The organism is Pseudomonas sp. AC255 (genome assembly GCF_979258175.1).
The window spans coordinates 1,687,492-1,708,899 of the sequence record NZ_OZ409841.1 but is presented as its reverse complement, the minus strand read 5'-3'; the positions used below and the strand labels follow the sequence as shown (position 1 = coordinate 1,708,899).

Sequence of the window (21,408 nt, the reverse complement as noted above, 5' to 3'; positions counted from 1 at the left end):
CGATGTTGTACGACGACGTATGACAAATAATAAAAACAACAAATGATCCAGGGAGCGTCACAGTGAGCCCACTCGCCCGCAATTCCGTCCGCCCTTCACGTTTTGCCCATTTCAAGCCGCGTTCGACCCTCAGCCTGATCGGTTGCAGCAGCCTAGCCCTGGCCCTGCCCATGAGCGCTGATGCCGAAGGCTTCCTCGACGACAGCAAAGCCACGCTGAACCTGCGCAACGCCTACTTCAACCGCAACTTCGTCAACCCGGCCTATCCGCAGGGCAAGGCTGAAGAGTGGACGCAGAGCTTCATTCTCGACGCCAAATCCGGTTTCACCCAAGGCACGGTGGGCTTCGGCCTCGATGTGCTCGGGCTGTATTCGCAGAAGCTTGATGGCGGCAAAGGCACTGGCGGCACGCAACTGTTGCCGATTCATGATGACGGTCGCCCGGCCGACAATTTCGGTCGCCTCGGCGTGGCGCTGAAAGCCAAAGTCTCGAAGACCGAATTGAAGGTCGGTGAATGGATGCCTGTATTGCCGATCCTGCGCTCCGACGACGGCCGCTCCCTGCCGCAGACCTTTCGCGGCGGGCAGATCACGTCCACCGAGATCAACGGCCTGACCGTCTACGGCGGCCAGTTCCGTGGCAACAGCCCGCGCAACGACGCGAGCATGGAAGACATGTCGATGAACGGCCGCGGTGCATTCACCTCCGATCGCTTCAACTTCGGCGGCGGCGAATACAGCTTCAACGAAAAACGCACCATGGTCGGCGTGTGGTACGCCGAGCTCACCGACATCTATCAGCAGCAGTATTTCAACCTCAGCCACAGCCAGCCGATGGGCGACTGGACGCTGGGCGCCAACCTCGGTTTCTTCACCGGCAAGGAAGACGGCAGCGCTCAGGCCGGCGATCTCGACAACAAGACCGCGTTCGCCCTGCTCTCGGCCAAGTATGGCGGCAATACCTTCTACGTCGGCCTGCAGAAACTCACCGGCGACGATGCCTGGATGCGCGTCAACGGCACCAGTGGCGGCACCCTGGCCAACGACAGTTACAACGCCAGTTATGACAACGCCAAAGAGCGCTCCTGGCAGGTGCGTCACGACTACAACTTCGTTGCGCTGGGCGTGCCTGGCCTGACCCTGATGAACCGCTATATCAGCGGCGATAACGTACACACCGCCACCACCAACGACGGCAAGGAATGGGGCCGCGAATCGGAACTGGCCTACACCGTGCAGAGCGGCCCGCTGAAGAACCTCAACGTGAAATGGCGCAACGCGACCATTCGCCGGGACTTCAGCACCAACGAATTTGACGAGAACCGGATTTTTATCAGCTATCCGATTTCGTTGTTGTAAGGGTTGGCGGTTTGCCCTGTGGGAGCGAGCCTGCTCGCGAAAGCGCCGGACCAGTCGACTTGTTCTGACTGGCACAACGCCTTCGCGAGCAGGCTCGCTCCCACAAGGGGATTGCATTGCAAGGCAGGTATCGGGTGTTGAAAAAATGAATCGCCCCTTCCGTCATCTACACCAAAAGTCGCGTTGACAAGATCCGGAAACCCTACCGATACTTCAGCGCAGTCATACGACAACCTACAACAAACCTAATAACAATGTGTTCAGGGATTGCCATGACGTCTATTTCTACCCCCGCGCTCCTTTCAACCGCCTGCTGCTGACCGGTGCCGCCGGAGGCCTGGGCAAAGTCCTGCGCGAACGCCTGCGCCCTTACGCCAATGTGCTGCGCCTGTCCGACATCGCCGCCCTCGCCCCGGCCGTCGATGACCACGAAGAAGTCGTGCTCTGCGACCTCGCCGACAAGCAAGCCGTGCATCAACTGGTCGAAGGAGTCGATGCGATCCTGCATTTCGGCGGCGTTTCGGTCGAGCGGCCGTTCGAAGAAATCCTCGGCGCCAATATCAGCGGCGTGTTCCACATTTACGAAGCGGCACGCAAGCACGGTGTGAAACGGGTGATCTTCGCCAGTTCCAACCACGTCATCGGTTTCTACAAACAGGACGAGAAACTCGACGCCATATCTCCACGCCGCCCCGACGGTTACTACGGCTTGTCCAAGTCCTACGGCGAAGACATGGCCAGTTTCTACTTCGATCGCTACGGCATCGAAACCGTCAGCATCCGCATCGGCTCCTCGTTCCCCGAGCCGCAGAACCGCCGGATGATGCACACCTGGCTGAGCTTCGACGACCTCACGCAACTGCTCGAACGCTCGCTGTACACACCGAACGTCGGCCACACCGTGGTCTACGGCATGTCCGCCAACAAAGACGTCTGGTGGGACAACCGCTACGCCAACCACCTCGGTTTCGAAGCCAAGGACACCTCGGAAATCTTCCGCGAAAAGGTCGAAGCGCAACCGATGCCAGCCGACGATGATCCGGCGCGGATCTATCAGGGCGGCGCCTTCGTCGCAGCAGGCCCGTTCGGCGACTGACCGTTCGACTTGATCCCCCTCCAATAAAAACCATGGGAATGAGTATGCAAGCCGAATTGATCGTCGACGCCCGCAACGCGGTCGGTGAAAGCCCGGTCTGGGTGCCGCAGGAAAACGCCCTGTACTGGGTCGATATTCCCAACGGCGGGCTGCAACGCTGGAGCGCTGACACCGGGCACGTCGCCTCGTGGAAAGCCCCGCAAATGCTCGCCTGCATCAGCCGCCACCGCAGTGGCGGCTGGGTCGCCGGCATGGAAAGCGGTTTCTATCGCCTGCACCCGCACAGCGACGGCAGCCTCGACAGCGAATTGCTCGCCACCGTCGGGCACAGCCGCGCGGACATGCGCCTCAACGACGGTCGCTGTGATCGCCAAGGGCGTTTCTGGGCGGGCAGCATGGTGCTGAATATGGGCCAGAACGCGCCTGAAGGCCGGCTCTATCGCTACGGCGCCGGGCAGACTGGCGTGATCGAAGCGCAGCTGGATGGCTTCATCGTACCCAACGGCCTCGCCTTCAGCCCCGACGGCAAAACCATGTACCTGTCGGATTCGCACCCCAACGTGCAACTGATCTGGGCCTTCGATTACGACACCGAGACCGGCACGCCATCGAATCGCCGAATCTTCGTCGACATGAATCATTTCCCCGGCCGCCCCGATGGCGCTGCCGTGGATGCCGAAGGCTGCTACTGGATCTGCGCCAACGACGCCGGCCTGATCCACCGCTTCGCCCCGGATGGCCGACTGGATTTCTCGCTGGAAGTACCGGTGAAGAAACCGACCATGTGCGCTTTCGGCGGCAGCAACCTGGATACCTTGTTTGTCGCCTCGATTCGCCCCGGCGATGACCACGACCCGCAATCCCTGGCCGGCGGCGTGTTCGCCCTGAAGCCAGGCGTCAAGGGCCTCGCCGAACCGCAATTCAACGATTTGCTTTAGACCCTCTGCTGCACCGCTGCGCCTTGAACACAAAAATAACAAGACTGGAGACTCACCCCTCATGAACTTCAAACGCACCTTGCTCGCCGCTGCACTTCCGCTGATGTTTACCTTTGCAGGTGGCGCTCAGGCAGATATGAAACTCAAATTCGCTGATATTCATCCAGACGGTTACCCAACTGTGGTGGCCGAAAAGAGCATGGGCAAAACGCTTGAAAAGGAAACCAACGGCGAGCTGACGTTCCAGTACTTCCCGGGCGGAGTGCTCGGTTCCGAGAAGGAAGTCATCGAGCAGATGCAAGTCGGCGCGATACAGATGTCCCGGGTCAGCCTGGGTATCGTCGGCCCCGTGGTGCCGGATGTGAACGTGTTCAACATGCCGTTCATTTTCCGGGACCAGCAACACATGCGTAACGTCATCGATGGCCCGGTGGGCGATGAGATTCTCGACAAGATCACCAACTCCGAATTCAAATTGGTGGCCCTGGCGTGGATGGACGGCGGCACGCGCAACATCTACACCAAGAAACCGGTGCGCAAGCTCGAAGACCTCAAGGGCATGAAAATCCGCGTACAAGGCAACCCGATGTTCATCGACATGATGAACGCCATGGGCGGTAACGGCATCGCCATGGACACCGGCGAAATCTTCAGCGCCCTGCAAACCGGCGTGATCGACGGCGCGGAAAACAACCCGCCGACCCTGCTCGAACACAACCACTTCCAGAACGCCAAGTTCTACAGCCTGACCGGTCACCTGATCCTGCCAGAGCCGATCGTGATGTCGAAAATCACCTGGGAAAGACTCACTCCGGATCAACAGAAGATGGTGAAAACGGCGGCCAAGGCTGCCCAGGCTGAAGAACGCGTGTTGTGGGACAAGAAGTCCGCCGCCAGTGAAGAAAAACTCAAGGCCGCCGGCGTCGAGTTCATCACCGTTGACAAGAAACCCTTCTACGACGCCACCGCTCCGGTACGTGAAAAGTACGGTGCGAAGTACGCAGATCTGATCAAAAAGATCGAAGCCGTTCAGTAACACCTCCCGCTCCGTACTCATGAAAAAGGCCCGGCGCGCCAGCGGTTCAGGCGCGCCCGGTTACGGTGGAACCCGATGAAGAATCTGCTGCTGCGTATCAACGACAAGATCTACATGACGTGCATCTGGGTCGCCGGCCTTTCCGTCCTGGCGATTTCCCTGATGATTCCCTGGGGCGTCTTCGCCCGCTACGTGCTCGGCACCGGTTCGAGCTGGCCTGAGCCCACGGCGATCCTGCTGATGATGGTGTTCACCTTCATCGGCGCCGCCGCCAGTTACCGCGCCGGTGCGCACATGGCCGTGGCCATGCTCACCGACCGCATGCCACCGCAGCTGAAATCCGCAGCAGCGATTTTTTCGCAACTGCTGATGGCGGCAATCTGCATCTTCATGACCATCTGGGGCACCAAGCTGTGCATCTCCACCTGGAACCAGTTCATGGCCGCCCTGCCCGATCTGCGCGTTGGCGTGACCTATCTGCCGATCCCCGTGGGCGGTTTGCTGACGCTGATTTTTGTCGTGGAAAAACTCTTGCTCGGTGACCAGAGCAAACGTCGGGTCGTGCAGTTCGACCTGGTTGAAGAAAGTGAAGGTGCCGCTTAATGGACGCTCTGATTCTGCTGGGCAGTTTTATCGTATTGATCCTGATCGGCATGCCGGTCGCCTACGCGTTGGGCGCCGCTGCGCTGATCGGCGCATGGTGGATCGACATTCCCTTCCAGGCGGTGATGATCCAGGTCGCCTCGGGGGTGAACAAATTCTCGCTGCTGGCCATTCCGTTCTTCGTCCTCGCCGGTGCGATCATGGCCGAGGGCGGCATGTCACGGCGGTTGGTGGCGTGTGCCGGGGTGCTGGTGGGTTTCGTGCGCGGTGGCCTGTCGCTGGTCAACATTGTTGCCTCGACTTTCTTCGGTGCGATCTCCGGTTCGTCAGTGGCCGACACGGCATCGGTGGGTTCGGTGCTGATTCCGGAGATGGAGCGCAAGGGTTATCCGCGCGACTTCTCCACCGCCGTGACCGTCAGCGGTTCGGTGCAAGCCCTGCTGACCCCGCCAAGCCATAACTCGGTGCTCTACTCCCTGGCTGCAGGCGGTACGGTGTCGATCGCTTCGCTGTTCATGGCCGGCATCGTCCCGGGCCTGCTGATGAGCGCCTGCCTGATGGTGCTGTGCCTGATCTTCGCGAAAAAGCGCAACTACCCCAAGGGCGAAGTGATCCCGATGCGCCAGGCGCTGAAGATCGTCGGCGAAGCCCTGTGGGGCATGATGGCGATGGTGATCATCCTCGGCGGCATTCTCTCGGGTATTTTCACCGCCACTGAATCGGCGGCCATCGCGGTGCTGTGGTCATTCTTCGTGACCATGTTCATCTACCGCGACTACAAATGGAGCGAGCTGCCCAAGCTGATGCACCGCACGGTGCGCACCATCTCCATCGTGATGATCCTGATCGGTTTCGCCGCCAGCTTCGGCTACATCATGACCCTGATGCAGATCCCGGCGAAGATCACCACGCTGTTCCTGACCCTGTCGGACAACCGCTACGTGATCCTGATGTGCATCAACGTGATGTTGCTGCTGTTGGGCACAGTGATGGACATGGCGCCGCTGATCCTGATCCTCACGCCGATCCTGATGCCCGTGATCATGGGCATCGGTGTCGATCCGGTGCAGTTCGGCATGATCATGCTGGTCAACCTGGGGATCGGATTGATAACACCGCCGGTAGGCGCCGTGCTCTTCGTCGGCTCGGCGGTGGGCAAGGTCAGTATCGAAAGCACCGTAAAAGCGCTGCTGCCGTTCTATGGCGTGCTGTTCCTGGTGTTGCTGCTGGTGACCTACGTTCCAGCGATTTCGCTGTGGCTGCCGCACCTGGTGTTGTAACCCGCTGAAAAGATCGCAGCTCCTGCAGGAATCGCATACCCCTGTAGGAGCTGTCGAGTGCAACGAGGCTGCGATCTGTTGATCTTCACGCCCGCACCAACATGTACCCCGCCACCACCAGACAGACACTGGCAAACCCCACCTGCAACGCCCGCGCCGGCACCTGCGCGCACAGCCTGCGACCGACGATCATGCCAACGATGCTGGCAACGATGAACGCCGCGCCCTGACTGTCGATACGCACCCCCGCATGAAACGCGCCGATCACCCCGATCGCGGAAATCAGACTGATCACCATCAACGACGTCGCAACGATGCCGCGCATCTGCACATCGGTCAGTTGCTTGAACGCCGGCACGATCAGAAAGCCGCCGCCGACGCCGAGCAAGCCCGAGACCACACCGGTGATCGCGCCCAATGCAGCCAGGGTAGCGGTGCATTTGGCGGTCCAGTCGAAGCGCCCGGTCTGCTCGTTGAGCATGCAGTTTTTCTGGCCCCAACTGGCGTGGCCGTGATCGCTCGGCCCCGCTTGCTGACGGTCCTTTCTGAACATTCGCCAGGCGACCAGGACCATCAGCAGACTGAACAGCATCATCAGAATCTTTTCCGGCAACTGATGCGCGAAGTAGATCCCCAGCGGCGAAAACACCGCGCCCAACGCGGCGATCAACAGCGCCGCGCGGTAACGTACCAGGCCATGGCGCAAACCGTCGATCGCCCCGACCGCTGCCGCGCTGCCGACCGCAAACAAGGCCACCGGCGCCGCTTGCGTCATCGTCCAGCCGAGCCCGAGCACCAGCGCCGGCACCGCGAGAATCCCGCCGCCCGCGCCGGTCAGGCCGAGGACCAAACCCATCACCACGCCAAACAGACTTGCCAGCAACATAGGAGTTTTCTCAGTCGACCCTGGACAGACGCGTCAGCCACTCGCGGCCCTTGAGCATGCCGTGCCAGTAGAACCACGGCAGCAGCGTCGCCTTCAGCCACCATGCCGAACGGCGGGCCACGGTCGGGTCCAGCGGGAAGGTCGGCAGCAGTTTGCCGCCATAGCCGAACTCGGCGAGGATCACCTTGCCCTTCTCCACCGTCAGCGGGCAGGAACCGTAGCCGTCGTACTTGAGCGGCAGCGGCTGTTGTTTGCGCGCGGCCAGCAGGTTCTGCGCAACGACGACAACCTGCTTGCGCACCGCTGCGGCAGTTTTCGCATTGCTGGTGCCGCAGATATCGCCCAGTGCGAACACCTCGGGATAGCGCGGATGCTGCAAGCTGTGTGGATCGACTTCGCACCAACCGCCGGCATCGGCCAGCGGACTCTGTGCGATGAAATCCGGCGCGACTTGTGGCGGCACGACGTGCAGCAGGTCGAAGGTTTTCGCGACCCGGCTGACATTGCCGTCGGCGTCCTTGACTTCAAACCACGCGGTTTTTGCCGGGCCGTCGACCTTGACCAGATTCGAGTTGAACGCCAGTTGCGCGTCGTACTGTTCGATGTACTTCATCAACGGCGGCACGAAGGTCGGCACGCCAAACAGCGCAGCGCCAGCGAGATTGAATTCAACCTTGATGTCTTTCAGCACGGCGGATTTGCGCCAGTGATCGCAAGACAGGTACAGGGCTTTTTGCGGCGCGCCGGCGCATTTGATCGGCATCGCCGGCTGGGTGAACAGCGCCCGGCCATCGCGCAGTTTCTGCACTTGATCCCAGGTGTACGGGGCGTGTTGATAGCTGTAGTTGGAAGTGACGCCGTGCTGACCGAGGCTTTCCTGCAAGCCTTCGATTTTCTCCCAGGCCAGGCGCAGGCCGGGGCAGACGATCAGGTTTCGATAGCTGACGGTGCGCTGGTCGTCGAGGGTGAGTTGGCGGCTTTGCGGGTCGATGGCGCTGACACTGGCCTGAATCCACGTCGCCTGACGCGGCATGACTTTGCTCATCGGCCTGACCGTGTCCTTCACGTCAAACGCGCCACCGCCGACCAGCGTCCACGCCGGTTGATAGTAATGCTGCGAACTCGGTTCGATCACGGTGACTTGGAGCTGCGGGTCACGCTTGAGCAGGCTGGCGACAAAACCGATGCCGGCCGTGCCACCGCCGATGACCACGATGTCCGCACTGATGGATAGGCCCCAGTGTTGATCGTTCATTGCTTGTTCCTTTTGCTGCACGCAAGGATTTGTTCGGGTCAAACCAAAGAACCTGTGGGAGCTGGCTTGCCAGCGATAGCGGTGTGTCAGTCACATAAATGTTCGCTGATAAGTCCTCATCGCTGGCAAGCCAGCTCCCACAGGGTAAGTAAGTGTTAGGGCTGGCATTTATGGCTGTTCCCAGCTCTTGAGTACCGCTCCGCAATACAGCCCCGAAAGGGTTTTCATCACCTGGATCACTTCGTGACTGGCCAGGCCATAGAAAATGTATTTGCCTTCGCGGCGGGTCGCGACCAGGCCTTCATCGCGCAAGATGCCCAGTTGCTGGGACAGCGTCGGCTGGCGTACGCCGGTCATTTTTTCCAGTTCGCCGACGTTGCGTTCGCCCTGGGTCAGTTGACAGAGGATCAACAGGCGATCCTCATTGGCCAGGGCTTTGAGCAAGGCGCAGGCTTTGGACGCCGAGGCGCGCAGTTGGGCGACTTCACATTCGGTCAGACTGGATTGCATTTGCACGAGGCCTTGAAGGTCACTTAAGCTGCGAACATTATGTTTTTACATAAAGTGTTGCAACCCGAAATTACCCAGCACAGGTTTTCGCCATGCCCGCCCTGATTGAAGCGTTCCTCGACCCCGCCTCCTCGACCTACAGCTACGTGGTCTACGAAGCCGACGGCGGCCAGTGCGCGATCGTCGACCCGGTGCTCGATTACGATGGCGCCGCCGGGCGCACCGGCACCGCGCAAGCGGACAAGATCATCGCTTTCGTGCGTGCGCACCGGCTGCAAGTGCAATGGCTGCTGGAAACCCACGCCCACGCCGACCACCTCTCCGCCGCGCCGCACCTGCGTCGAGAACTGGGCGGCAAGATCGCCATCGGTGAATCGATCAGCAAAGTGCAGAATGTGTTCAAGGCGCTGTTCAATCTGGAGCCGGAATTTTGCGTCGATGGCTCGCAGTTCGATCACCTGTTCGCGCCGAACGAGTCGTTCATGATCGGCACCCTCAAGGCCACCGCCCTGCACGTCCCCGGCCATACGCCAGCGGACATGGCCTACCTGATCGACGGCGAACAGATCCTCGTCGGCGACACGCTGTTCATGCCCGATGTTGGCACCGCGCGCTGTGATTTCCCCGGTGGCAATGCGCAGCACTTGTTCAAGTCGATCCAGAAGCTGTTGGCGTTTCCGGCCAGCGTGAAGCTTTACGTTTGCCACGATTACCCGCCCGAGGGCCGCGCCTCGCAGTGCCAGACCACGGTCGGCGAACAGCGCAAAAGCAATATTCATGTGCATGACGGGATCGATGAAGCGGCGTTCGTCGAGATGCGCACGACACGTGACGGTGGGTTAGGCATGCCGACGTTGCTGCTGCCGGCGATTCAGGTGAACGTGCGGGCGGGGAATATGCCGGCGCCTGAGGACAACGGCGTGGTTTACCTGAAGATTCCGCTCAACAAACTTTAACGTCAAAAGATCGCAGCCTTCGGCAGCTCCTACATTTGGAATACGGTGCAACTGTAGGAGCTGCCGAAGGCTGCGATCTTTGATCTTCAGGTTCCCAACGTCAATCCATTAGCCGGCAACGGCAACGCGGTCTTATAACGCACCTGCTTCAGCGCAAAGCTGGAGCGGATGTTCGCCACCCCCGGCACCTTGGTCAAAAAATCCATCATGAAGCGTTCCAGCGACTGAATGCTTGGCACCAGCACACGGATCAGATAATCCGGATCGCCGGCCATCAGATAGCACTCCATCACCTCCGGCCGATCAGAAATCGCCTCCTCGAAGTGCTGCAGCGCTTCCTCCACCTGCTTTTCCAGGCTGACGTGAATGAACACATTCACATGCAGCCCCAGCAGATCGGCATCCAGCAGCGTGACCTGCTCGCGAATCAAGCCCAATTCTTCCATGGCCTTGACCCGGTTGAAGCATGGCGTCGGCGACAGGTTCACCGAACGGGCGAGGTCGGCATTGGTGATCCGCGCGTTCTCTTGAAGGCTGTTGAGAATGCCGATGTCGGTACGGTCCAGTTTGCGCATGAGACAAAACCACCTGTTTTTTATGTTTATGCAGAATTTCTATCTGCAAATGGTCGCCAGCGCAACGAAACACAGAGAAATATTCTTCTTGGCCACGCCTATGATTGTTGTAGGACAAGATTTCCCCTACCCGGGAATGACTGCCAGCTCACTACAAGAAATTCACAAGATCGAGCGTAGAAGCCATGACCCAAGCGTATGAACCGCTGCGCCTGCACGTCCCTGAACCCTCGGGCCGTCCCGGCTGCAAAACCGATTTTTCCTACCTGCATCTGACCGATGCCGGTACGGTGCGCAAACCCCTGTCGATGTAGAACCTGCCGATACCGCCGACCTCGCCCGTGGCCTGATTCGCGTGCTTGACGATCAGGGCAACGCCCTCGGCCCGTGGGCCGAAAACGTGCCGGTCGAGATCCTGCGCAAAGGCATGCGCGCGATGCTCAAGACGCGCATCTACGACAACCGCATGGTCGTCGCCCAGCGGCAGAAAAAGATGTCGTTCTACATGCAGAGCCTTGGCGAAGAAGCCATCGGCAGCGCCCAGGCATTGGCGCTGAACATCGATGACATGTGCTTCCCGACCTATCGCCAGCAAAGCATCCTCATGGCCCGCGATGTACCGCTGGTCGACCTGATCTGCCAGTTGCTGTCCAACGAGCGCGATCCGCTCAAGGGCCGCCAGTTGCCGATCATGTACTCGGTCAAGGACGCCGGTTTCTTCACCATCTCCGGCAACCTCGCCACTCAATTCATCCAGGGCGTTGGCTGGGGGATGGCCTCGGCGATCAAGGGCGACACCAAAATCGCCTCGGCATGGATCGGGGACGGCGCCACCGCCGAATCGGACTTCCACACCGCCCTCACCTTCGCCCACGTTTATCGCGCGCCGGTGATCCTCAACGTGGTCAACAACCAGTGGGCGATTTCCACCTTCCAGGCCATCGCCGGCGGTGAAGCCACGACTTTCGCCGGACGCGGCGTCGGTTGCGGCATCGCCTCGCTGCGTGTCGACGGCAACGATTTCTATGCGGTCTACGCCGCTTCCGCCTGGGCTGCCGAACGCGCCCGGCGTAACCTCGGCCCGACCATGATCGAATGGGTCACCTACCGCGCCGGCCCGCACTCGACCTCCGACGATCCATCGAAATACCGCCCTGCCGATGACTGGAGCCACTTCCCGCTCGGCGATCCGATCGCGCGTCTGAAACAGCACCTGATCAAGGTCGGCCACTGGTCGGAGGAAGAGCACGCCGCCGTCAGCGCTGAACTTGAAGCCGAAGTGATTGCCGCGCAGAAACAGGCCGAACAGTACGGCACCCTCGCCGGCGGTCAGATTCCAAGCGCCGCGACCATGTTCGAAGACGTCTACAAAGAGATGCCGGAGCATTTGAAGCGCCAGCGTCAGCAGTTGGGGATCTGACATGAACGATCACAACAACAATATTCAGTTGGAAACCGCCATGACCACGACCACCATGACCATGATCCAGGCCCTGCGCTCGGCCATGGATGTGATGCTTGAGCGCGATGACAACGTCGTCGTCTTCGGCCAGGACGTCGGTTACTTCGGCGGTGTGTTCCGCTGCACCGAAGGCCTGCAGACCAAGTACGGCACCTCGCGGGTGTTCGACGCGCCGATTTCGGAAAGCGGCATCGTCGGCGCGGCCGTCGGCATGGGCGCCTACGGACTGCGTCCGGTCGCCGAAATCCAGTTCGCCGACTACGTCTACCCCGCCTCCGACCAGATCATCTCCGAAGCAGCGCGTCTGCGTTATCGCTCGGCCGGCGAATTCACCGCACCGATGACCCTGCGCATGCCTTGCGGCGGCGGTATCTACGGCGGCCAGACCCACAGCCAGAGCATCGAGGCGATGTTCACTCAGGTCTGCGGTCTGCGTACGGTGATGCCGTCCAACCCGTACGACGCCAAAGGCCTGCTGATCGCCTCCATCGAAAACGATGACCCGGTGATCTTCCTCGAGCCGAAACGCCTGTACAACGGCCCGTTCGATGGCCATCACGACCGCCCGGTAACCCCGTGGTCGAAACATCCGCAAGCCCAGGTGCCGGACGGTTACTACACCGTGCCGCTGGACGTTGCCGCGATCACTCGCCCGGGCAAGGACGTGACCGTGCTGACCTACGGCACCACCGTCTACGTCTCGCAAGTCGCTGCCGAAGAATCCGGCGTCGATGCCGAAGTCATCGACCTGCGCAGCCTGTGGCCGCTGGACCTGGAAACCATCGTCAAGTCGGTGAAGAAAACCGGCCGCTGCGTGGTGGTTCACGAAGCCACCCGTACCTGCGGTTTCGGCGCCGAGCTGGTGTCGCTGGTGCAAGAGCATTGCTTCCATCACCTGGAAGCGCCGATCGAACGCGTCACCGGTTGGGACACGCCCTACCCGCACGCGCAGGAGTGGGCGTATTTCCCAGGGCCGTCCCGCGTGGGCGCGGCGTTGAAACGGGTCATGGAGGTCTGAATGGGCACGCACGTTATCAAGATGCCGGACATCGGCGAAGGCATCGCAGAAGTAGAACTGTCGCAGTGGCACGTCAAGGTTGGCGATCTGGTGGTTGAAGACCAGGTGCTGGCGGATGTGATGACCGACAAGGCGATGGTCGATATTCCGTCGCCGGTGCACGGGAAAGTGATTGCGCTCGGTGGTCAGCCGGGTGAAGTCATGGCGGTTGGCAGTGTGTTGATCAGCATCGAGGTTGAAGGTGCTGGCAACCTTAAAGAGTCCGCCGCACCCGCGCATGTCAAAGAAGCACCGGTTGCGCCGAACGTTGAGACTGCTGTCGAAAGCAAGCCCGCCGCAGCCGCCGCACCACGTCCGGCTGCCGTTTGCCAGGGCCCGATGGTCGCTCGCGAAGCGGATGAACGCCCGCTAGCCTCGCCAGCCGTGCGCAAACATGCCCTGGATCTGGGTATTCAATTGCGTCTGGTTCGCGGCACCGGCCCGGCCGGTCGTGTGTTGCATGACGACCTGGAGGCCTATCTGGCGCAAGGTCAGTCGAACGCTTCGGCGCCGGCCGCTGCCGCTTATGCCCAGCGCCACGACGAAGAACAGATTCAAGTGATCGGCATGCGCCGCAAGATCGCTCAGCGCATGCAGGATGCTACTCAGCGTGCCGCGCACTTCAGTTATGTCGAGGAAATCGACGTCACCGCAATCGAAGAACTGCGCGCGCATCTGAATGAAAAACATGGCGCCAGCCGTGGCAAGTTGACCTTGTTGCCGTTCCTCGTTCGCGCGCTGGTCGTCGCCCTGCGCGACTTCCCGCAGATGAACGCCCGTTACGATGACGAAGCGCAAGTCATCACTCGCCTCGGTGCGGTGCATGTCGGCGTCGCCACGCAAAGCGATGTCGGCCTGATGGTGCCCGTGGTGCGTCACGCCGAAGCGCGCAGCCTGTGGGACAGCGCCGCGGAAATTTCGCGTTTGGCCAACGCCGCGCGCAATGGCAAGGCCAGCCGCGATGAGCTGTCCGGTTCGACCATCACTCTGACCAGCCTCGGCGCATTGGGCGGCATTGTCAGCACGCCGGTGCTGAACCTGCCGGAAGTGGCCATTGTCGGCGTGAACAAAATTGTCGAACGGCCAATGGTGGTCAAAGGCCAAGTGGTGATCCGCAAGATGATGAACCTCTCCAGCTCCTTCGATCACCGCGTGGTCGACGGCATGGACGCGGCGCTCTTCATTCAGGCCATTCGTGGCTTGCTCGAACAACCCGCTACCTTGTTTGTGGAGTAAGCCCGAATGCAATCTCTGAACACCACGCTGCTGATTATCGGCGGCGGCCCCGGCGGTTACGTGACCGCGATCCGCGCCGGGCAATTGGGTATTCCGACCATTTTGGTCGAAGGCCAGTCGTTGGGCGGCACCTGCCTGAATATCGGCTGCATTCCGTCGAAAGCGCTGATTCATGTGGCTGAGCAGTTTCATCAGACGCAACATCACAGCCAGCATTCGGCGTTGGGCATCAGCGTTGCCGCGCCGACCCTGGATATCAGCAAAAGCGTCGAGTGGAAGGATGGCATCGTTGATCGCCTGACCACTGGCGTCGCCGCGCTGTTGAAGAAGAACAAGGTTCAGGTCATCAACGGCTGGGCGAAAGTCATCGACGGCAAAACCGTGGAAGTCGGCGATACGCGCATCCAGTGCGAACATCTTGTGCTGGCCACCGGTTCGACCAGCGTCAATCTGCCGATCCTGCCGATTGGCGGGCCGATCATTTCCTCCACCGAAGCGCTGGCGCCAACGGCTGTGCCGAAACGTCTGGTGGTGGTCGGCGGTGGTTACATCGGCCTGGAGCTGGGCATCGCTTATCGCAAGCTCGGCGCCGAAGTCAGCGTGGTCGAAGCACAGGACCGCATCCTGCCGGCCTATGACGCGGAGCTGACACAACCGGTCCACGACGCGCTGAAGCAGTTGGGCGTGAAGCTGTACCTCAAGCACAGCGTGCTCGGTTTCGACGGCACGTTGCAGGTGCGCGATCCCGAAGGCGAAACCCTCAATCTGGAAACCGATCAGGTACTGGTTGCCGTCGGCCGCAAACCCAATACGCAGGGATTTAATCTCGAAGCGCTGAATCTGGACATGAACGGTTCGGCGATCAAGATCGACAGCCGCTGCCAGACCAGCATGCGCAACGTCTACGCCATTGGCGACGTGAGCGGCGAACCGATGCTGGCCCACCGCGCCATGGCTCAGGGCGAGATGGTCGCCGAGCTGATCAGCGGCAAGCGCCGCGAATTCAACCCGACCGCCATCGCCGCCGTGTGCTTTACCGACCCGGAACTGGTGGTGGTCGGCAAAACTCCGGATGAGGCCAAGGCTGCGGGGATGGACTGCATCGTTTCCAGCTTCCCGTTCGCCGCCAACGGCCGGGCGATGACCCTGGAATCGAAAAGCGGCTTCGTGCGCGTGGTCGCACGTCGGGATAATCATCTGATTGTCGGCTGGCAAGCGGTCGGTGTCGGTGTTTCCGAATTGTCGACGGCGTTTGCGCAGAGCCTGGAAATGGGCGCGAGACTGGAAGACATCGGCGGCACCATCCATGCCCACCCGACCTTGGGTGAGGCGGTGCAGGAAGCGGCGTTGCGGGCGCTGGGGCATGCGCTGCATCTGTAAATCCGTCAAATTGATCGTTCCCACGCTCCGCGTGGGAATGCAGCCCGGGACGCTCTGCGTCCCAACAGCCGAACGCGGAGCGTCCGATGAGGCATTCCCACGCAGAGCGTGGGAACGATCAGCGGAGCGAATTCCGGCTGCGAAACCGCTCAAGAATGAAGTATTGTTGTGCCCATCCAAAAAAACGTCAGAAGCCTTGAACCGTTTCGGCGGTTGTTCAGTGATAGAGGGTGTCATGGGTAACGAAAGCATCAATTGGGACAAGCTGGGTTTTGACTACATCAAGACCGACAAGCGCTATCTGTCGTACTTTCGCGATGGCGAGTGGGACAAAGGCACCCTGACCGAAGATAACGTCCTGCACATCAGCGAAGGCTCCACCGCCCTTCACTATGGTCAGCAGTGCTTCGAAGGCATGAAGGCCTATCGCTGCAAGGACGGCTCGATCAACCTGTTCCGCCCGGACCAGAACGCCCTGCGCATGCAACGCAGCTGCGCGCGTCTGCTGATGCCGACGGTCGACACCGAGCAGTTCATCGAAGCCTGCAAAGCCGTGGTCCGCGCCAACGAGCGTTTCATCCCGCCGTACGGCACTGGCGGCGCGCTGTACCTGCGCCCGTTCGTGATCGGCGTCGGTGACAACATCGGCGTGCGCACCGCCCCCGAATTCATTTTCTCGATCTTCTGCATCCCGGTCGGCGCCTACTTCAAGGGTGGCCTGACCCCGCACAACTTCCAGATCTCCAGCTACGACCGCGCGGCCCCGCAAGGCACCGGTGCGGCCAAGGTCGGTGGCAACTACGCTGCCAGCCTGATGCCGGGCTCGAAAGCCAAGAAAGCCAACTTCGCCGACGCGATCTACCTCGATCCGATGACCCACACCAAGATCGAGGAAGTCGGTTCGGCCAACTTCTTCGGGATCACCCACGACAACAAGTTCGTCACCCCGAACTCGCCATCGGTCCTGCCAGGCATCACCCGCCTGTCGTTGATCGAACTGGCCAAATCGCGTCTGGGCCTGGAAGTGGTTGAAGGCGACGTGCTGATCGACAAGCTGTCGGACTTCAAGGAAGCCGGTGCCTGCGGTACCGCTGCGGTGATCACGCCGATTGGCGGCATCAGCTACAACGACCACCTGCATGTGTTCCACAGCGAAACCGAGGTAGGCCCGGTAACCCAGCAGCTCTACAAAGAGCTGACTGGCGTGCAGACCGGCGACATCGAAGCGCCAGCGGGCTGGATCGTCAAGGTTTGATCTGACGACTGCTGATGCTCAAAAGCCCTCCACCGAGTGATTGGTGGGGGGCTTTTTTGATGGTGGTTGTTGGTTTTTTTGTGTAGGGCTGGAGATCTTTTCCCCCTCACCCCAGCCCTCTCCCCCAAGGGGGCGAGGGGGAAAGGGAGCCGACTTGCGCGCTTTTCAAAAATCGCGTTCACCTCGGCCATTCAGGTCGATGGAGTTCGCAAGAACACCTCGGTCGGCTCCCTCTCCCTCCGGGAGAGGGCTGGGGTGAGGGTAGGCTTTTCGCTCTTCAAGGCAATCCGTTTACCAAGTCGATCAGCAATCCCGCTCGCCTGCCCATTCTGCTGCTTGCCCATCCGCGCCTGGGTGATCAATCCCGGTATCAACTCCCCCTCCGGCAGATTCTTCCAGAACCGCACCGGCAGATGCCCTTGCATGACCTTCGGGTTCAACCGCGCCGGGTTGAAGATGTGGCTGTAGTAGGTCAACCACAAATCGCCGTGGGGATCGTCGACGTTCTGCGCCAGTTGCTGCCACTCAATCGGGCACTGCCGCTCGTGAATCAATTGCTCACCGTCGTAATAAACGCCGTCACGCGGTGTGGCGATCAACCAGCGATGCTGGCCCATGCGCCCGATAAAGTGCTCGCTGGCGCTGTGCAGAATGTCATGCGCCGGCTCGTGCCACGCCACGTATTGTGGACCGGGCAAATCCTTCGACCGCTCGATGAAACGCACGAATGCATGCAGATGATGGGCCTCGCGGCTGACCTGTTTGATGCGCCGCTGCAACTCGCTGCCGAGTTTGTCGCCTGCCATCATCGCCGTGCGGTCGCCGTGACTGACGCGCCAGAGCACTTCATACAACAGGCTCCAGCGCTGTTCGCCGCGATAGCGCGCCGCTTGCTCGAGGGTGGCGAGCAGCGCTCGGGGAATACGCGCCTGAAACGGCCCCTGCCCTTCGGGCACGTGCTCATCACTGGCAAACAGATCGCCCACCCCTTCCGCCGCCCAGCTCACCAGACTCGGATCGATTTCATGGCTGAGCAACCAGCGCGCCTGCTGACGCCATGTGTCGAACAGGTCATCGCAATCAAGACTGATCATCCCCACAACCCCATCTGCTGCGGCATCGGTCGGTCGCGCAATTGCTGATAGAGCATGTGGCTGGTGACTTCCGCCTGTTGCGGGTGGTAATCGCTGGTGATGATGAAAGGCTTCGCCTTGGCCAGCACGCAGCGCATCCGCGCCACGTCTTCGTAACGGATGCGGCGCTGGCGACGCAACTCGACCAGGCGCTCGGTGGTGCGCAAGCCGATGCCGGGGATGCGCGCGATCAACGTCGCGTCGGCACGGTTCAGGTCCAGCGGAAACACTTCGCGATTTTCCAGCGCCCAGGCCAGCTTCGGGTCGATATCGAGCGCCAGATTACCCGGGCCTTTGAGCAGTTCGTCAGCGCTGTAGCCGTAGCTGCGCAGGAGGAAATCAGCCTGATACAAACGGTGCTCGCGCATCAGCGGCGGCGCGGCGAGCGGTACGCTTTTCGGGCTGTCGGGGATCGGGCTGAACGCCGAGTAATAGACCCGGCGCAAACGGAAGTTGCCGTACAGCGACTGGGCGCTGTGGAGGATGGTGCTGTCGTCGGTGTCATCGGCACCGACGATCAACTGCGTGCTTTGCCCGGCCGGGGCGAATTTCGCCGAGCGCGGCTCGTTCAACACTGTTTGCACGCCGGTGTAGATGGTGTTCATCGCTTGCTTGATCGAGGTGATGTCCTTCTCCGGCGCCAGCGTCTGCAGACTGGCATCGGTGGGCAGTTCGATGTTGACGCTGAGGCGGTCGGCATAACGCCCGGCCTCCTCTATCAAGGCCGGATCGGCTTCCGGAATGGTCTTCAAATGGATGTAGCCGCGAAATTCGTGCTCTTCACGGAGCAACTTCGCCACCCGCACCAGTTGCTCCATGGTGTAGTCCGCCGAGCGAATGATCCCGGAGCTGAGAAACAGGCCGCTGACGCAGTTGCGGCGGTAGAAATCCATGGTCAGCGTCACGACTTCTTCCGGGGTGAAGCGCGCACGCGGCACATCGCTGGAACGGCGGTTGACGCAATACTGGCAATCGTAAAGGCAGAAGTTAGTCAGCAGGATTTTCAGCAACGACACACAGCGCCCGTCCGGCGTGTAGCTGTGACAGATGCCCATGCCATCCGTCGAACCGAGCCCGCTCTTGCCCTCGGAGCTGCGCTTGGGCGCACCACTGCTGGCGCAGGAGGCGTCGTACTTGGCGGCGTCGGCGAGGATGCTGAGCTTGTCGATGATTTGCATGGCACGGACTCTTTACTGTGTGCATATACAGTATAGGCTCGCCCGCCGCGAAACAAGTTGATGGATGACCCCTCGTCGGCTGGCCAGCTGAATTGTGGCCGCCCGCGAAAACCTGTGGGAGCGAGCCTGCTCGCGAAGAGGCCCTGCCAGTCACCGCAACTCAGCGATCAAACCGCCCACTGCAATATCAACCAGCTGTTCGCCCCGCTGATCAACACGAACAGCCCCCAGGCCAGCACCCGCGTGGGCCAGCGATTCACAAACGGCCCCATCAGCCGTTTGTCGTTGGTCATGCGGATCAGTGGGAACAGGGCAAACGGCAACTGCAGACTCAACACCACCTGGCTCAACACCAGCAACTTGCCGATCGCGTTATCGCCCATGAGCCAGACGCCGATGAACGCCGGAATCAGCGCCAGCCCGCGAGTGATCAAACGCCGCTGCCAGCACGGGATGCGCAGGTTCAGATAGCCCTCCATGATGACCTGCCCGGCGATGGTCCCGGTGAAGGTCGAACTTTGCCCCGACGCGAGTAGCGCCACGCCGAACAGCACACTGGCCAGCGCACCGCCAACCAGCGGGTCGAGCAGGTGATACGCGTCCTGAATATCGACCACATCGGTGTGTCCGGACTGGTGAAACGCCGCCGCCGCGAGAATCAGGATCGCCGCGTTGACCAGCAGCGCCAGGGCCAGCGAACCAATGGTGTCGATACGCGCGAGTTTCACCGCGTCCTGCTTGCTCGCCAGGTCCTTGCCGATCATCCGCGTCTGCACGATCGAGGTGTGCAGGTAAAGGTTATGCGGCATCACTGTGGCGCCGAGGATGCCAATGGCCAGATACAGCGGCGCGGCATCGCTGATGGCGGACAGCGAGGGTTTGAAGCCCAGCGCCACGTCTGGCCAGTACGGTTTGATCAACAACAATTCGACGAAAAAACAAACACCGATGGTCGCGACCAGCACCAGCATGATCGCTTCGAGACGACGGAATCCCCGGTTCTGCAGGGCCAGCACCAGCAGCGTGTCGAAAGCCGTCAGAGCGATGCCGAAGGTCAGCGAGCAACCGAGCAGCAAGTGAAATGCGAGAGCGCAGCCAAGCACTTCGGCGAGGTCGGTGGCGATGATCGAGATCTCCGCCAGTATCCATTGCAGGCGCGCGGTCGGCGTGCTGTAGCGCTCGCGGGACAGCTGCGCCAGATCGCGCCCGGTGGCGATGCCCAACCGCGAGCACAGGCACTGCACCACCATACCGGCCAGACTGGCCAGCAACACGACGAACAACAGGTTGTAGCCAAAACGCGAACCGGCCTCGATCGCGGTCGCCCAGTTGCCCGGGTCCATGTAGCCGATCGACACCAGCAAACCGGGACCGGCGAAACGCAGCACACGTTTGAAGAACGAGGCAGTCGGATCAACCGCAACACTGCCAGCCACTTCCGGCGGGCAAAACGGCGCGGTGGCGATTTTGGGCAGACTGAATTTCACGCACACATCCAGAAACAAAAACGGGAGCCCGGCAGCTTAGTCGTTTCGCCTGATGCCTTGAAGCGCAAAGATCACTGAACCTATGGGTTCACCCCCAACAACTGCTCGCGCAACTCGGGACTGCGTGTTCGCGGATCCAGCCAGATATCGAAAAACGCCTTGGCAAACTGTGGGTCCTCAATCTCATGCTGCAGCTTCTGGCCGACAAAAAACCGCGCGCCCTGCCCCGGCAGATACACGCCGGTAATCCGCGTGCCGGCCTGAACGTCGACAAACGATTGCTGCATCTGCTTCTGCCAGCCGGCCAATTGCGCTGAAGTGACCCGGGGACCGGCCAGGCGTTTGATCTCATCGACGCTGGTGCTGACCAGATCGTCTCGCGAGATGTTGCGCCGGTAGATCAGCTCCAGGGCAAACGGCTGGCCGTCCGCCAGAGGCCGCGCGGCACTCCACAAGCGCGCGCTGTAAACATCGAAGCCGAACACGCTGAAATCGCCACTGCCGATGATTTGCGCCCCTGGCACTGCGTCCTGCCAATTGGCCCACGTCGGCGTCAGCAACAGTGCCCATAAACCGATGCCACAACAGCCACGTACGAGCTTGGGTGTTCTGTTCATCGCCGTATCGTCTCCGCTGCATTCTGATGATCAAAGCATAGCCGGATTCGTGCCTGAATTTTTGTATACAAAAATTGCGAACATAGGCAGCAATCTTCAATCGGCAGTGC

18 protein-coding genes and 2 pseudogenes are annotated in these 21,408 nt (G+C 60.7%); 12 read left to right on the top strand and 8 right to left on the bottom strand.

All coding sequences use genetic code 11. The features are described from left to right. Positions 1 to 62: 62 nt before the first annotated feature. From ACZZ0K_RS07955 to ACZZ0K_RS07930, 6 genes are all read left to right on the top strand, one after another. The gene (locus tag ACZZ0K_RS07955) at positions 63 to 1,358 is read left to right on the top strand and encodes an OprD family porin (RefSeq protein WP_016775185.1); all 1,296 of its coding nucleotides are present in this window, start codon (positions 63 to 65) and stop codon (positions 1,356 to 1,358) included. A 256-nt stretch (positions 1,359 to 1,614) separates the two neighbouring features. Further along, complete coding sequence (locus ACZZ0K_RS07950) at positions 1,615 to 2,454, top strand: NAD-dependent epimerase/dehydratase family protein (protein WP_463559040.1); 840 nt, start codon at positions 1,615 to 1,617, stop codon at positions 2,452 to 2,454. Positions 2,455 to 2,498: 44 nt separating this feature from the next. Beyond that, positions 2,499 to 3,392, top strand: coding sequence for an SMP-30/gluconolactonase/LRE family protein (locus tag ACZZ0K_RS07945; protein ID WP_460061856.1), 894 nt, complete (start codon positions 2,499 to 2,501; stop codon positions 3,390 to 3,392). A gap of 61 nt (positions 3,393 to 3,453) precedes the next feature. Further along, positions 3,454 to 4,428 (top strand): TRAP transporter substrate-binding protein, encoded by a 975-nt coding sequence (locus ACZZ0K_RS07940; RefSeq protein WP_150634991.1) that lies wholly within the window; start codon positions 3,454 to 3,456, stop codon positions 4,426 to 4,428. Between the two features lie 75 nt (positions 4,429 to 4,503). After that, positions 4,504 to 5,031, top strand: a complete 528-nt coding sequence (locus ACZZ0K_RS07935; protein ID WP_252884426.1) for a TRAP transporter small permease — start codon at positions 4,504 to 4,506, stop codon at positions 5,029 to 5,031. Continuing rightward, positions 5,031 to 6,311 carry a TRAP transporter large permease gene (locus ACZZ0K_RS07930; protein WP_016775191.1) on the top strand — a complete coding sequence of 427 codons (1,281 nt, stop codon included), beginning with the start codon at positions 5,031 to 5,033 and terminating at the stop codon, positions 6,309 to 6,311. Before ACZZ0K_RS07935 ends, ACZZ0K_RS07930 begins: the two co-directional genes overlap by 1 nt. A gap of 85 nt (positions 6,312 to 6,396) precedes the next feature. Here the strand turns inward: ACZZ0K_RS07930 and ACZZ0K_RS07925 are convergent, their stop codons facing one another. The 3 genes from ACZZ0K_RS07925 to ACZZ0K_RS07915 all read right to left on the bottom strand — a co-directional run bounded on the left by ACZZ0K_RS07925 (position 6,397) and on the right by ACZZ0K_RS07915 (position 8,962). Further along, positions 6,397 to 7,197, bottom strand: coding sequence for a sulfite exporter TauE/SafE family protein (locus tag ACZZ0K_RS07925; RefSeq protein WP_236168611.1), 801 nt, complete (start codon positions 7,195 to 7,197; stop codon positions 6,397 to 6,399). Positions 7,198 to 7,207: 10 nt separating this feature from the next. After that, a complete protein-coding gene (locus tag ACZZ0K_RS07920) occupies positions 7,208 to 8,452 on the bottom strand; it encodes an NAD(P)/FAD-dependent oxidoreductase (RefSeq protein WP_258706878.1) in 1,245 nt (414 codons plus the stop codon). Positions 8,453 to 8,620: 168 nt separating this feature from the next. Further along, positions 8,621 to 8,962 (bottom strand): ArsR/SmtB family transcription factor, encoded by a 342-nt coding sequence (locus tag ACZZ0K_RS07915; protein ID WP_016775194.1) that lies wholly within the window; start codon positions 8,960 to 8,962, stop codon positions 8,621 to 8,623. Between the two features lie 92 nt (positions 8,963 to 9,054). Between ACZZ0K_RS07915 and ACZZ0K_RS07910 the strand changes: the two genes are divergently transcribed. Continuing rightward, complete coding sequence (locus tag ACZZ0K_RS07910) at positions 9,055 to 9,918, top strand: MBL fold metallo-hydrolase (RefSeq protein WP_258706879.1); 864 nt, start codon at positions 9,055 to 9,057, stop codon at positions 9,916 to 9,918. A gap of 86 nt (positions 9,919 to 10,004) precedes the next feature. Here ACZZ0K_RS07910 and bkdR read toward each other — a convergent pair whose 3' ends face one another. After that, positions 10,005 to 10,493 (bottom strand): Bkd operon transcriptional regulator BkdR, encoded by a 489-nt coding sequence (bkdR, locus tag ACZZ0K_RS07905; RefSeq protein ID WP_039762201.1) that lies wholly within the window; start codon positions 10,491 to 10,493, stop codon positions 10,005 to 10,007. A gap of 185 nt (positions 10,494 to 10,678) precedes the next feature. Here bkdR and ACZZ0K_RS07900 point away from each other — a divergent pair. The 5 genes and pseudogenes from ACZZ0K_RS07900 (at position 10,679) to ACZZ0K_RS07880 (ending at position 16,883) form a co-directional block, all read left to right on the top strand. After that, positions 10,679 to 11,913 (top strand): annotated as a pseudogene (locus ACZZ0K_RS07900) (thiamine pyrophosphate-dependent enzyme). Position 11,914: 1 nt separating this feature from the next. After that, on the top strand, positions 11,915 to 12,973 hold the full coding sequence (locus ACZZ0K_RS07895) for an alpha-ketoacid dehydrogenase subunit beta (RefSeq protein ID WP_258706880.1): 1,059 nt from the start codon (positions 11,915 to 11,917) through the stop codon (positions 12,971 to 12,973). Continuing rightward, positions 12,974 to 14,248 (top strand): dihydrolipoamide acetyltransferase family protein, encoded by a 1,275-nt coding sequence (locus ACZZ0K_RS07890; protein ID WP_252882241.1) that lies wholly within the window; start codon positions 12,974 to 12,976, stop codon positions 14,246 to 14,248. A 6-nt stretch (positions 14,249 to 14,254) separates the two neighbouring features. Further along, the gene (gene lpdA / locus ACZZ0K_RS07885; protein WP_258706881.1) at positions 14,255 to 15,628 is read left to right on the top strand and encodes a dihydrolipoyl dehydrogenase; all 1,374 of its coding nucleotides are present in this window, start codon (positions 14,255 to 14,257) and stop codon (positions 15,626 to 15,628) included. Between the two features lie 235 nt (positions 15,629 to 15,863). Next, positions 15,864 to 16,883: a branched-chain amino acid aminotransferase gene (locus tag ACZZ0K_RS07880; RefSeq protein WP_016775201.1), complete on the top strand. Its 1,020-nt coding sequence runs from the start codon at positions 15,864 to 15,866 to the stop codon at positions 16,881 to 16,883. 275 nt (positions 16,884 to 17,158) lie between these two features. Here the strand turns inward: ACZZ0K_RS07880 and ACZZ0K_RS07875 are convergent. The 4 genes and pseudogenes from ACZZ0K_RS07875 to ACZZ0K_RS07860 form a co-directional block, all read right to left on the bottom strand. Continuing rightward, a pseudogene (locus tag ACZZ0K_RS07875) lies at positions 17,159 to 17,977 on the bottom strand (TIGR03915 family putative DNA repair protein); the annotation flags it as partial. Next, a complete protein-coding gene (locus ACZZ0K_RS07870) occupies positions 17,974 to 19,194 on the bottom strand; it encodes a putative DNA modification/repair radical SAM protein (RefSeq protein ID WP_024013352.1) in 1,221 nt (406 codons plus the stop codon). The pseudogene ACZZ0K_RS07875 and the gene ACZZ0K_RS07870, both read right to left, overlap by 4 nt. 167 nt (positions 19,195 to 19,361) lie before the next feature. Beyond that, complete coding sequence (locus tag ACZZ0K_RS07865) at positions 19,362 to 20,681, bottom strand: Nramp family divalent metal transporter (protein WP_150741104.1); 1,320 nt, start codon at positions 20,679 to 20,681, stop codon at positions 19,362 to 19,364. Between the two features lie 80 nt (positions 20,682 to 20,761). Continuing rightward, positions 20,762 to 21,298 carry a chalcone isomerase family protein gene (locus ACZZ0K_RS07860; protein WP_041476996.1) on the bottom strand — a complete coding sequence of 179 codons (537 nt, stop codon included), beginning with the start codon at positions 21,296 to 21,298 and terminating at the stop codon, positions 20,762 to 20,764. Positions 21,299 to 21,408: the final 110 nt, after the last annotated feature.

Excerpts from the sequence above, each read along its gene's own strand:
- ACZZ0K_RS07870 (WP_024013352.1), bottom strand. The coding sequence starts at position 19,194 with ATGCAAATCATCGACAAGCTCAGCATCCTCGCCGACGCCGCCAAGTAC.
- ACZZ0K_RS07930 (WP_016775191.1), top strand. The coding sequence starts at position 5,031 with ATGGACGCTCTGATTCTGCTGGGCAGTTTTATCGTATTGATCCTGATC.
- ACZZ0K_RS07925 (WP_236168611.1), bottom strand. The coding sequence starts at position 7,197 with ATGTTGCTGGCAAGTCTGTTTGGCGTGGTGATGGGTTTGGTCCTCGGC.
- ACZZ0K_RS07945 (WP_460061856.1), top strand. The coding sequence starts at position 2,499 with ATGCAAGCCGAATTGATCGTCGACGCCCGCAACGCGGTCGGTGAAAGC.
- bkdR (WP_039762201.1), bottom strand. The coding sequence starts at position 10,493 with ATGCGCAAACTGGACCGTACCGACATCGGCATTCTCAACAGCCTTCAA.
- ACZZ0K_RS07920 (WP_258706878.1), bottom strand. The coding sequence starts at position 8,452 with ATGAACGATCAACACTGGGGCCTATCCATCAGTGCGGACATCGTGGTC.
- ACZZ0K_RS07935 (WP_252884426.1), top strand. The coding sequence starts at position 4,504 with ATGAAGAATCTGCTGCTGCGTATCAACGACAAGATCTACATGACGTGC.
- ACZZ0K_RS07910 (WP_258706879.1), top strand. The coding sequence starts at position 9,055 with ATGCCCGCCCTGATTGAAGCGTTCCTCGACCCCGCCTCCTCGACCTAC.
- ACZZ0K_RS07890 (WP_252882241.1), top strand. The coding sequence starts at position 12,974 with ATGGGCACGCACGTTATCAAGATGCCGGACATCGGCGAAGGCATCGCA.
- lpdA (WP_258706881.1), top strand. The coding sequence starts at position 14,255 with ATGCAATCTCTGAACACCACGCTGCTGATTATCGGCGGCGGCCCCGGC.
- ACZZ0K_RS07915 (WP_016775194.1), bottom strand. The coding sequence starts at position 8,962 with ATGCAATCCAGTCTGACCGAATGTGAAGTCGCCCAACTGCGCGCCTCG.
- ACZZ0K_RS07895 (WP_258706880.1), top strand. The coding sequence starts at position 11,915 with ATGAACGATCACAACAACAATATTCAGTTGGAAACCGCCATGACCACG.
- ACZZ0K_RS07940 (WP_150634991.1), top strand. The coding sequence starts at position 3,454 with ATGAACTTCAAACGCACCTTGCTCGCCGCTGCACTTCCGCTGATGTTT.
- ACZZ0K_RS07880 (WP_016775201.1), top strand. The coding sequence starts at position 15,864 with ATGGGTAACGAAAGCATCAATTGGGACAAGCTGGGTTTTGACTACATC.
- ACZZ0K_RS07860 (WP_041476996.1), bottom strand. The coding sequence starts at position 21,298 with ATGAACAGAACACCCAAGCTCGTACGTGGCTGTTGTGGCATCGGTTTA.